We start from the raw sequence: 11,452 nt of genomic DNA on the forward strand, positions 1-11,452 counted from the left end.
TCGTAAGCGTCAGCCAACTTATAGATATCCAATACGTTGGAGGTACGTTCTACGGAAGTACCCATGGCGTACATGTTATTTTCACAAATGAAAATTACCGGGAGTTTCCAGGTCATTGCCATGTTAAAGGTTTCATGCAGAATACCCTGACGGGCAGCGCCATCACCGAAGAAACACAACACTACGTTGTCTGTTCCTTTGTATTGCTCTGCAAGCGCCAGTCCGGCACCTGTACCTATCTGAGCTCCAACAATACCATGGCCACCGAAGAACCCATGTTCTTTGGAGAAAAAGTGCATACTGCCTCCCTTTCCTTTCGAACAACCGGTTGCTTTACCATACAGTTCTGCCATACAAGCCTTAGCGGAAATCCCTTTTGCAATTGCCAGCGCATGATCACGATAAGCAGTGATGAATTTATCCTCCGGCTTGGTAGCTGTCATTGCACCAGCAGCAATTGCTTCCTGTCCTATGTACAAATGACAAAAGCCACGGATCTTCTGCATCCCGTACAATTGGCCTGTCTTTTCTTCAAAGCGGCGCAGCAAAAGCATCAATTCATACCAGTACAGATATGTCTCTTTGGTGAATTTCGTCTTCACGTCTGTTTTAGTTTGCACTCTTTCTAAATTTGTTCGCAAATATAACAGGAAAATCCTAAAATATAAATATCAATTCTAATTCCCATTAAATTATGCAAATTCATCAATTTCAAACAGTTTTGCATTTATTTGCACGGGAATCACGGGGAACTTCCCATTAGTGCGGTTTTTTATTACTTATACAATTGAGAATTTTCGCATATTATTAATTAAGAATAATTTTTTTCTTTGCTTTATATTAATAAAATATCACTCGTTCAGTTCAAAAATTACACGCAGGAGACCTTTTCCTTCCGTCACCGGATCGTTGGGATCACCGGCAGAAACGGTGCCGGCAAGACAAACCTGCTCGATGCCATCTATTATCTTTGCTTTACCCGCAGCTATTTTACCAGCAGCGAAAGCCAGAATACCCAATACCAAACTAACGGCTTCCGGCTCGAAGGCTACCTCGAAAAGAACAGCCAGCCCGAAAAGATCATTTGCACCCTTAAGGATGGAAAAAAAGAGATTAGCCTGAATGAGGATAAGTACGACCGCTTCTCCCGGCATATCGGGCAGTTTCCAGCCGTTATGATTGCCCCCGATGATGCTGAGATTATCCTCGGCGGCAGCGAAGAAAGACGCAAATGGCTGGATAGCCTGTTGTCTCAACTGTATCCTGACTACCTCGACCATCTCATCATCTACCAAAAAATACTCTTACAACGGAACACCCTGCTGAAAAATATGGCCACCACCGGACAAAACCAGGACGGCCTGCTCGACGTGTTCGACCTGCAACTGGCCATGCACGGGGTACCGGTATACGAAACCCGGAAAGCTTTCCTGCAAAACTTTATCCCGAAAGTCCAGGAACTGTATGACTATATTTCCGGTACCCATGAAGTGGTGAATATCCAGTACCAGTGTACGTTACAGGAGGAAGACTATGCGTTGCAGCTGCATCAGGCGCGGTACCGGGATATGCAGCTGCAACGCACCACCACCGGCATTCACAGGGATGACCTGCTTTTTTTACTGGATGATCATCTTATGAAAACCAGCGCCTCCCAGGGACAACGTAAAAGTTTTTTATTTGCCCTCAAGCTGGCGCAGTTTGAAGTGATCCGTCAAAATAAAAAATTTCCTCCCCTGCTGCTGCTCGATGATGTGTTTGAAAAGCTTGACCAGGAGCGTGTTACCCGTTTAATTACCCTCGTGGCGAGCAACAACTACGGCCAGGTATTTATTACAGATACACACGCAGACCGCCTTCAGCAAGCCTTTGCGGGAACAACCGCCGAAATACAACTGATTGAAGTAGGTGGGCTCGCAAAGGAGCAAAGCAGCAAAGCAGCAAAGGAGTAAAAAGAGTAAAAAGAGTAAAAAACGCTTTTCACCTTTGCTGCTTTGCTGCTTTGCTCCTTTGCGTGAAAAAACTTAGCTTTGCCGGATGCGCCACGGAACTACCAGTATCGGAGATGCCCTTCGGGACTTTATGAACAAAAGCAGGATGAAACCCCGTCTCATGGAGGTACGCATCCAGGATAACTGGGAGAAGATCATGGGAAAAACCATTGCCCGCTACACACAGAGTATCCAGCTGATCGATAATAAGTTGATCGTAACTACAACAGTGGCGCCACTAAAACAGGAATTGACTTATTCTAAAGACAAGATCATCAAGCTGGTAAATGAAATGCTCGGAGAGAACATTGTAAAAGAAGTGATGATCAGGTAAGGGATCAGTTGGAGGCAAACTGACGGATCAGGCTATTGATTTCAGAGAATTTCAGGGTGGTCTGCAGATTTACAATCACAAAATCCGATTCTTCCTGTATCAGCATCACGACATTTCCCAACTCATCCTCATTCCCCTTATTGAGTATCTGCACCAGGTTTCCCTTATCTCTTACTTCCATCAGCATATCAAAATTTTCATTGCGTTGCAGGTTACTTTTTAAATCTGCAATGTCATCGCCGCTCACCGTTGTGCCGTTCACGTTAGAGATGGTATATACTTTTACGCGACGTACATTTTTGAGGGCATGTTTCACACTTTGAGCATCGGCATCGTCATCGGCAAACGACAGGCACCAGCCGGCCATCTTCAGGCTAAACCCGCCCAGAGACACGGTATGCACTTCTGCATTGGCGCGGTGTTTATTACGAAATTCACGGAGGCATTTGTCTTGCGCACTGACAGCGGAAGCAGACAATAAAAAACATCCGGCGGCAATAATAAATGATTTCATGGGAGTTAGTTTTTGCATTATTTCTTCTTGATATTTTTCAGCTTATCCATGCCCTGGATATTAACAGATCCGGCAATCAGCGAAATTTCATTGAGATCAATATCGCCCACCAGGCTCATGGCCATGAATTCGCTGGAGCTGCCTACCAACATAATCAGTTCGCTGATGGTACCCCTCGCAGTTTCCTTCACCATAAATTTCAGGTCACTGTCTTTGTCGCGCAGCGTCATCAGTTCCTCGAAATCGCTGCTGAGAAAAGCGGCTGCTTCCTTGTACAGGCGCGGACCTTCCCGGGTATCTTCTTTGGCCAGGATGCGAAGTCCCTTCAGTTTCTGAATGACCTTCATCATGTTTTTCGCATCTGCATCGCCGGCATCTACTTTGGCGAACATGCTGAACATTTTGGGGGTAATACTCACCAGCGTAAAGCTCCGGTCATTTTCGTACTTCTGGAAAAACCGGTCTATGACACTCCCCTGCTGCGCCGAGAGGTGGAAGCTGGCAAAGACCGCCATCAATAATAAAAGGTAACGTTTCATCTTTCTATATTTATATCTGGTTTTAAAATGGCCGGTTTAATCTTTTCCTTCTACCACTGCGGTAGCCTCATTGAAATAAGATAGTTTCTGCATTTGGGTAGTGCCTTTGTGCAGGTTTTTCGCCAGCAGCTGCAACGCCTTCTTGGTTTCTGCCAATGCCCGCTGCGAGTCGTTCATTTCCTGCTGTCTCATGGCAATGATGGCTTCCTGTTGCCGATGTCCCTGTTGCCGGAATGCATAACCAATCCCTACGGCTACCAGCAATACCGCTGCATACTTCATCCAGTGGCGCAGTGGCGACAACGTCACTACTTTTGCCGTTGGCGCTTCCCATTCTCTTGCCGCCTCCACATGAAAGTACTGGAACATAGGAGCTGCCTCCTGCAACGCTTCCGGTAAATCAGGGTGAGGTGTACTGAAAAACTCACGCAGCCCTGCTTCTTCTTCCAAAGAAGTTTCTCCTTCCCAATATTTTTCCAGCAATGCACTGATCCTGTTATAATCCATATACCTGCAGATTTTGTAGTTTCTCCCGAACCGTTTTACGGGCGCGGTGCAAATTCACTTTCACATCATTCATATCTATGTCTAAAATGTCGGCGATCTCCTGATAGGAATGTCCGTCTATGTCCCGCAGTTGCAGGATGGTACGGTATTTTTCCGGCAGGGCATTGATTGCCACATGCACTTTTCCCATTACATCGTTTTGTTCCGTCACCGCATGTGGACTTTGCTGTTGCATAGCGGGCAGCTCTCCTGCCCTGTCCAGATCATCGGACATACGGTACTTCCTGGACTTGATTTTGTCCAGTGCCAGGTTGCGGGTAATGCGCATGCACCAGGCTTCCATATTTTGTAACTCCGCCATTTTCTCCTGCATGCCCCATACTTTCATGAGGGCATCCTGGGTGATATCCTGCGCGTCTTCCTCATTGCCTAACAGGCGGAATGCAAAGCGGTAAAGCTTTTGCCTGACTGGGACCACCTGTGAGAGAAATCGTTCTAATGACATGCAGAATAGTGCGTTTGAAAAGAAGACGACTGTAAGATGCGGATGTTACAAAAAGTTGAAATTATTTTTTGGGGTGGCGCCTTCGGCGCTTGTCTTTGCTCAGGATTATACTGATTAGAATGATTGTACTGATTTTATTCCTTTTTTCAGGGAAATGCTTACCGCTGATTAAAAACCTTTTTCAAAAAGATAAAGTTACCGAGTAGAAATAGCTAACATCATCATAATCATTCTAATCAGTATAATCCTGAGCAAAGACAAGCGCCGAAGGCGCTCCCCTCCGCTCACTCCAGCTTTATCCGGGGATCTATGAGCGTGTAGAGCAGATCCGCCAGCAGGTTTACGAGTACGAAGATACCTGCGGTGAGTAAGATAGCCCCCATTACAACGGGGAAATCGAATTTGTCGAGGGCATCGACGGTCACTTTACCAATGCCTTTCCAGCCAAAGATGTATTCTACGAAGAAGGCGCCTGCCAGCAGTTCCGCAAACCAGCCGGTGATAGCTGTGATCACCGGATTGAGGGCATTGGGCAGGGCATGTTGCCAGATGACCCTTGATTTGGAGAGTCCTTTGGCGTAGGCAGTGCGGATATAGTCCTGGTGCAGCACATCGAGCATAGCACTACGGGTGAGCTGCACGATAATGGCCAGTGGGCGGATGCCCAGGGTGATGGCCGGCAACACCAGGTTGCGCAGGTTGAGCACCCGGCCTTTAAAAGGGTCTATATCGAATAAACTGCCGGTCATATGTAAACCGGTGTAGTCGCTGAGTACAAAACCAAAAAGATAGGCCAGTACAATCCCGGCAAAAAACGAGGGGGCGGAAATACCGGCTACGCTGGCAAATACAGCGCCGGTGTCCATCCAGGTATTTTGTTTTACGGCCGATAGCACGCCCATGGCGATTCCCGTGATAGTAGCGAACAACATGGCAGCTACTGCCAGCAGCAAAGTGCCGGGCAATGCTTCCATTAAAATATCCCATACCTGTTTCTTTCCCTGGTAGGAACGCCGGAGGTAGGGCGTTTTCAGCACCAGTATTTTCTCTTTTGATATATGCGCTACCGTTATATAGTGCAGATTTTCCGCAGCCTGTTCCTGCGTGTGCACGCCTACAGGCAGCAGGTCGTTGAGGTAAAACAGGAACTGCACGCCAACTGGTTGGTCGAGATGCAGTTCCTTGCGTACATTTTCCAGTGATGCCACGTCTGCCCGCTGTCCGAGGGTAAGCCTGGCCGGATCGCCGGGCAGTACATTAAACAGGAAGAACACCAGCACTACTACACCGAGTAGTACCAGTAAACCATAACCTGTTTTGCGGAGCAGAAAACGAAGCATAGATGGAAATAGCTTTTAGCAGTTAGCTTTTAGCTTTTAGACTAAAGCGAATGTACTTTAGCGGTTAGCTTTTAGCGGTTAGTAAATGTAATAAAAATCAACGATGGTCTTCGCTGCATTTACTAACCGCTAAAAGCTAACGGCTAAAAGCTTTCCGGAATATCGTTATAATGCCATTTGCCTTTGATAGTTCCTTTGTCCAGCAGGATCAGGCAGGGATTACTTCTGCCGGCTGTTTTAATGGCCACACCATCCATTTGCACAAACGGGAACTCCAGGCCATGCTGTTGTTTAAACGCTGCGATCTCCTCTTTGGTAGAAGCAGTCACTCCATATATTACTACGCCCTGGTTTTTCCATTTGTCCTGCAGCGCTTTCATTTTCGCATCCCAGCCACTACCTGCCTTTTGTACGTTCAGTACGAGGAAGAGGTATACCGGTTTGGTTTCGGATAAAATGCTTTCGGTTTGATTTACACCATCCTGATCGGTGAGGATGAAATCTTTGATGGCTGGTTCAGCATTTCCTTTCTTCACCAGTTTATCTTTACGATCTACGAACTTCCAGGTGCTGTCTGACCATGGATAGTTGTCTGCCGTAAATTCTTTTTTCTGTCCATCTTTTTCATAGATAAACATCATTTCGTACACGTCTGGCGTAGCGCCTGGAGGCAGTTTCATCTTCTCCGGAATATTATTACCTACTTTATAAGGCAGACAGTCCACAAACGGCAGGTGTTTTAATGTATACCATTGAATACCAAAAGATAAAACGGTGGCTATCAGTAACGCAATGCCTGCACCTTTGATGGGTTGTATTTGTTTGCGGTAGAAGAAAATCACGAGGATCATCACCCACAGAATCACATCTTTCCAGAATGTTTCTACTGCGGTTAGTTTAATACAGTCACCGAAACAGCCACATTCGCGGATGGTACCGCTGAACAATGCATAGGCGGTGAGGAAAGTAAAGAAAGTGATGAGCAGTAACAGCAGCACAGAAAAGATACGCATCCGGTATCCTACCAGCACGGCCACACCGGCAATAATTTCGAAGGCATTCATTAATATGGAATAGCCCAGGGAATACGGAGAAAGAAATGTCAGATGCAACACTTCGAAAAATTCCTCCATTTTATAGCTGAGCCCTAAGGGGTCATTGGCTTTAATAAGACCGGAGAAAATGAATAACACCCCAACGATTATACGCAACAGGTTAAGGATAATCTTCATAAAATAGTTTAATGGTTAAGTGATCCGTGAAGATAAGGACAATCATGGTTTACCTTTCTCTAAAATTGATGAGCGCAACATTTTGTGGACGCCGCCGGTAAATCTAATGCTGAATTAAAGCGCTAAATCCCTAAATTCGAAAATGATTGATTTTCCTTCTTAGATTTGCAGGCAAAATAAAGAATTTCGGGTAAAAGGCCAGAACTATATGAAAATCAGGTACAACGCGCCTGCATGCTAACTTCTTAACGCATTCAAATGAAACCAGACCATATCCCGACATTACCCTCACCGGCTATTAATTGCAGGGGGCAATTATTGTCACTTGCCAAGCCTGTTGTGATGGGGATCATCAATGTAACAACAGATTCTTTTTATGAAGGCAACCGTATGCACGAGTTGCACCAGGTGATGGAAAAGGCGAAGCAACACCTGGAAGAAGGCGCCGCCATTCTGGATCTTGGCGCACAAAGCACCCGTCCGGGAGCCGATGTGATTGGCCCCGAAGAAGAGTTACATCGTTTGTTACCAGCTATTCATGCGATACTGAACCGTTACCCTACCGCTATTATTTCTGTAGATACCTGGTATGCCGCTGTTGCCGAAAAAACGGTGCATGCGGGCGCCGCTATTATTAATGATGTGAGTGCCGGCGATATGGATGCCGCCATGATTCCGGTTGTTGGGCAACTACAGGTACCCTATATTGCCATGCACATGCAGGGCAAGCCTGCTACCATGCAGCAGCATCCTCAGTATGAAAACGTAGTAACAGAGGTACTGGACTACCTGAAACAGAAGCTGGCCGAATGCAGGGCGGCGGGCATCAAAGATTTCATTGCAGATCCCGGATTTGGTTTTGGGAAAACCATTGAACATAATTATGCCCTGCTAAAGGAACTGCACCTGTTTAAAGATATCCTGGGAGTACCTGTGCTGACAGGCATTTCCCGTAAATCGATGATTTATAAACTGCTGGGCATTACGCCAGTGGAAGCATTGAACGGCACTACCGTATTGAACACCATTGCCCTGCAACAGGGTACACATATATTAAGGGTACACGACGTTAAAGCCGCTGTAGAAGCGGTAAGGATTACGGAGAAAATGAAAGGCTAATTAAATCTTGCTATTTTTACAACTATGAAGGAAGTAATACAATTTTATGGAGTTGAGTTTCGCTGGCTGAATGTTTTGGACCTGCTGATTGTTGTTTTTTTAATCATTCAATTATATCGTTTATTAAAAGGTAGTCTTGCTTTCAATATTTTCGTTGGGTTGTTGATGGTATATGCAGCGTATTTCCTGGTCAGGGCTTTACAGATGCCTATTTTGACCATTATCCTGCAGAACTTTATTAATGTGGGTATCATTGCCATCATTATCATTTTTCAGCCGGAGATCCGGAAGTTCTTGCTGGTACTGGGAAAGAAGACACCTTTGAGCAAGGATAGTTTTTTGACCAAGTTGTTCCTGCCTGATAAGTTTAAGAGTTATAAGGAAGAAGAAAATATTATCAATGAGCTCATTGTAGCGGTGAGCCGGATGCAGAGTACTTCTACAGGTGCCTTGATGGTGATTGCGACCACCTATCGTTTAAAATTCGATTCTGCGTCCAGTATCCCCATTGATGGCAACGTGAGTGCCAAGCTGATAGAAAGTATTTTTGAGAAGCATAGTCCGCTGCACGATGGTGCGTTGATTATAGTGGGTAATAAGATCCTGGCGGCCAAAGTGATATTACCGGTATCGGAGAATCCGAATCTACCCACACGTATTGGTTTGCGTCACCGGTCGGCGGTAGGTATTACCGAGCATAGTGATAACCTGGCGATTATCGTGTCTGAGGAAAGAGGTACCGTGTCTTATGCCATAGATGGCGTATTGACCCAGGATGTATCGCTGGAAGATTTGAAAGTGAAGTTATATGAAGTGCTGATTGACGGATATGCGTAGAACGAACAGCTTTTAGCTTTTAGCTTTTAGCTAATGCAGCGGAGATAGACACGGAAAATTAAAGATTAAATAAAAGAGAAAGGAGATCAGGTGCAATACCTGATCTCCTTTCTCTTTATACTTCATTTCCGCTGCATTTACTAAAAGCTAACAGCTAATAGCTAACAGCTGTTTCATTATTTATTTAGCTGGAGGCGTGAACTGTGGAGCTGCTGCTTCAGGAGCACCTGCTTTAATGTCTACCAGTTGAACGTCAAATACCAGGATAGAGTTACCAGGAATAACCGGAGGACTTCCCTGTAAGCCATAAGCTAAGCCGGAAGGAATTACCAGTGTAGCTTTGGAACCTTTTTTCAGGCCGCTTAAACCTGCATCCCAACCTCTGATCACGAAACCACGACCGATAGGGAATTTAATGGGTTCTAAAGGCATACCAGGGCGCATAGTTGAATCCTGGCTGGAATCAAATACTTTACCGCTGGTGAGTTTACCAGTGTAGTGTACATAAACGGTATCACCTGGGTTAGGTGTAGCGCCGGTACCTTCCTGGTTAACGGCTACGTATACGCCTGCAGCGTTTTTGGTAGCTTTGATTTTGTTTTTGTCCAGGTACTCAGTGATGAGTTTTTCGTCTTTCTCTCTCTGAGCAGCGGCAGAGTAAATGCCTTCTACTGCGAAAGTGATTTTCAGTTTGTCACCTTTTTTACCGAACGGAGGACGTTCCTGAGCTGGCAATGAATCCCATGGAATGATGAAAGTAGCGCTATCACCAGCGTGCAGCAAAGCAATACCTTCCATCAGGTCGTACTTGTTCTGAGCTTTCTGTAATACTACCGGAACAGCTGCTCCAACCATTTTACGGGATTCGCCCAACAGGGAATCATTGATGCGTTGGGTTACATTCAGGAGGGCAGTATCGCCCAATTTCAGTTGTGCACCGCTGCCGGATTTGTGAACGATATACTCAATACCGCCCGGTGTTTTTTTAACACCTGTGCCGCAACTGGCTATCAGTAAGCCGAAAGCTGCCGTTGCAACTAAAAACTGATTGTTTCTTTTCATTTGTTTGTATTAGTAGGTTGAAATACTTTATTTAATTCACTGCAACAGATCCTCGTTTTCTTCAACCGCCTTGATGAAACGGTCAACGGTTTTTTCCAGCGGGTCTACACTGCGGCCACCGGAAGCGTTAAAATGTCCGCCGCCGTCGAAGTATTTGCGGGCGAAGGTATTCACGTCGAAATCTCCTTTGGAGCGGAATGACAGTTTAACTTCTGAGTTTCTATCAATGATCAGTGCGGCCATTTTAATGCCCTGTATGGATAACAGGAAATTAACCAATCCTTCGGTATCGCCTGTTTGCAGGTCAAATCTTTTCAGATCGGAATAAGGGATGGCCAGCATGGCGGTATTGTATTCATAGAATACTTCCATGCGGTTCAGCAGACTATGTCCGAGGAAGCGCAGGCGGTTTTCCAGGAAATTGTCGTAGATCGCCTGATGGATCACCTCGTGGCGCAGTCCTCTGTCCATCAGATCGGCCACCATGCGGTGCACGGCAGCGGAGGTAGATGCAAAGCGGAAAGAACCTGTATCGGTTACCGTACCGGCATAGATGCACTGGGCAATTTCGAGGTTAATATACTGCTCATCTCCCAATTTATATATAGTTTCATAAACTAATTGGGCAGTTGAACTTGCTTTTGTATCGCTAATGCCGTAGTCAAAATTGGGATGTGGCTCCAGGTGATGGTCTACAAGGATTTTGATACAATCCAGTTTTTCCAGGTGCGGCGCCAGATTTTTGGTGCGGTACAGGGCATTGAAATCCAGACAAAACAGGAGTTCAATACCTTTGAGCGCCTCAATGGCCCGGTCCATAGAAGATTCGTAGTCGATAACAAGGTCAGCTCCTGGCATCCATTTCAGGAAATCCGGAAAGTTAGTTGGAGAGATTACAGTTACCTGGTGTCCTTTCTGCACTAAGTAGTGGTACATTGCCAGCGAAGATCCCATGGCATCCGCATCTGGCTTCTGATGCATAGTGATGACCACTTTCTTAGGGCTCTCCAGTAAAGGCTTAATTTCCTCGATCGGCTTCATTAAAAAACTGTAATGTTAAGAGTTGATTTCCAATCACAACAAGTGCTTGAAACAGAAAACGAAGTGCGAAGATCTTTATTTGAGCCAGAATTTCAAAATTTTTTACCACTAAAGAAAATGTAATTACTTTTGCGGCCTAATCTGTAATTCGGAATTAAACATTATATGAGCAACAGAACATTTACTATGATCAAGCCTGATGCAGTAGCAAACGGGCACATTGGCGGCATTTTAAACATGATCAACGCTGCAGGTTTCCGCATCGTAGCCATGAAAATGACGCAGTTATCTACTGCTAAAGCAGGTGAGTTTTATGCAGTACATGCGGAAAGACCTTTTTACGGTGAACTGGTAGAATTCATGAGCAGCGGCCATATCGTAGCGGCTATCCTGGAGAAAGACAACGCCGTAGAAGATTTTCGTAAACTGAT

14 protein-coding genes are annotated in these 11,452 nt (G+C 45.5%); 5 read left to right on the top strand and 9 right to left on the bottom strand.

What is annotated here, in order from left to right:
- A partial coding sequence (locus tag VIP81_RS18220; protein ID WP_331964145.1) for a thiamine pyrophosphate-dependent enzyme occupies positions 1-602 on the bottom strand: 602 nt, incomplete at its 3' end.
- Positions 603-830: 228 nt separating this feature from the next.
- On the opposite strand from VIP81_RS18220, the gene recF reads away from it, so the two are divergent.
- Both recF and VIP81_RS18230 read left to right on the top strand, forming a co-directional pair.
- On the top strand, positions 831-1,952 hold the full coding sequence (recF, locus tag VIP81_RS18225; RefSeq protein ID WP_331964148.1) for a DNA replication/repair protein RecF: 1,122 nt from the start codon (positions 831-833) through the stop codon (positions 1,950-1,952).
- A gap of 85 nt (positions 1,953-2,037) precedes the next feature.
- Positions 2,038-2,325 (top strand): DUF721 domain-containing protein, encoded by a 288-nt coding sequence (locus tag VIP81_RS18230; protein ID WP_331964151.1) that lies wholly within the window; start codon positions 2,038-2,040, stop codon positions 2,323-2,325.
- A 4-nt stretch (positions 2,326-2,329) separates the two neighbouring features.
- Here the strand turns inward: VIP81_RS18230 and VIP81_RS18235 are convergent, their stop codons facing one another.
- From VIP81_RS18235 to VIP81_RS18260, 6 genes are all read right to left on the bottom strand, one after another.
- Positions 2,330-2,839, bottom strand: a complete 510-nt coding sequence (locus tag VIP81_RS18235; RefSeq protein ID WP_331964154.1) for a DUF4252 domain-containing protein — start codon at positions 2,837-2,839, stop codon at positions 2,330-2,332.
- A 17-nt stretch (positions 2,840-2,856) separates the two neighbouring features.
- Positions 2,857-3,378: a DUF4252 domain-containing protein gene (locus tag VIP81_RS18240; protein ID WP_331964156.1), complete on the bottom strand. Its 522-nt coding sequence runs from the start codon at positions 3,376-3,378 to the stop codon at positions 2,857-2,859.
- A 36-nt stretch (positions 3,379-3,414) separates the two neighbouring features.
- Positions 3,415-3,885 carry a hypothetical protein gene (locus VIP81_RS18245; RefSeq protein WP_331964159.1) on the bottom strand — a complete coding sequence of 157 codons (471 nt, stop codon included), beginning with the start codon at positions 3,883-3,885 and terminating at the stop codon, positions 3,415-3,417.
- A complete protein-coding gene (locus VIP81_RS18250) occupies positions 3,875-4,390 on the bottom strand; it encodes an RNA polymerase sigma factor (protein WP_331964162.1) in 516 nt (171 codons plus the stop codon). The genes VIP81_RS18245 and VIP81_RS18250 overlap by 11 nt, the downstream gene beginning before the upstream one ends.
- Before the next feature lie 284 nt (positions 4,391-4,674).
- Positions 4,675-5,730 carry an ABC transporter permease gene (locus VIP81_RS18255; protein ID WP_331964165.1) on the bottom strand — a complete coding sequence of 352 codons (1,056 nt, stop codon included), beginning with the start codon at positions 5,728-5,730 and terminating at the stop codon, positions 4,675-4,677.
- Positions 5,731-5,873: 143 nt separating this feature from the next.
- Positions 5,874-6,962 carry a BT_3928 family protein gene (locus VIP81_RS18260; protein WP_331964168.1) on the bottom strand — a complete coding sequence of 363 codons (1,089 nt, stop codon included), beginning with the start codon at positions 6,960-6,962 and terminating at the stop codon, positions 5,874-5,876.
- A gap of 258 nt (positions 6,963-7,220) precedes the next feature.
- On the opposite strand from VIP81_RS18260, the gene folP reads away from it, so the two are divergent.
- Both folP and VIP81_RS18270 read left to right on the top strand, forming a co-directional pair.
- Positions 7,221-8,081: a dihydropteroate synthase gene (folP, locus tag VIP81_RS18265; protein WP_331964171.1), complete on the top strand. Its 861-nt coding sequence runs from the start codon at positions 7,221-7,223 to the stop codon at positions 8,079-8,081.
- A gap of 24 nt (positions 8,082-8,105) precedes the next feature.
- Positions 8,106-8,918 carry a diadenylate cyclase gene (locus VIP81_RS18270; RefSeq protein ID WP_331964173.1) on the top strand — a complete coding sequence of 271 codons (813 nt, stop codon included), beginning with the start codon at positions 8,106-8,108 and terminating at the stop codon, positions 8,916-8,918.
- A 180-nt stretch (positions 8,919-9,098) separates the two neighbouring features.
- Here VIP81_RS18270 and VIP81_RS18275 read toward each other — a convergent pair whose 3' ends face one another.
- On the bottom strand, positions 9,099-9,980 hold the full coding sequence (locus VIP81_RS18275; RefSeq protein ID WP_331964176.1) for an FKBP-type peptidyl-prolyl cis-trans isomerase: 882 nt from the start codon (positions 9,978-9,980) through the stop codon (positions 9,099-9,101).
- Between the two features lie 36 nt (positions 9,981-10,016).
- The gene (locus tag VIP81_RS18280) at positions 10,017-11,021 is read right to left on the bottom strand and encodes a DHH family phosphoesterase (protein ID WP_331964179.1); all 1,005 of its coding nucleotides are present in this window, start codon (positions 11,019-11,021) and stop codon (positions 10,017-10,019) included.
- Positions 11,022-11,186: 165 nt separating this feature from the next.
- Here VIP81_RS18280 and VIP81_RS18285 point away from each other — a divergent pair.
- A partial coding sequence (locus VIP81_RS18285) for a nucleoside-diphosphate kinase (RefSeq protein ID WP_331964182.1) occupies positions 11,187-11,452 on the top strand: 266 nt, incomplete at its 3' end.

This window comes from Chitinophaga sp., assembly GCF_036566945.1.
GTDB lineage: Bacteria > Bacteroidota > Bacteroidia > Chitinophagales > Chitinophagaceae > Chitinophaga.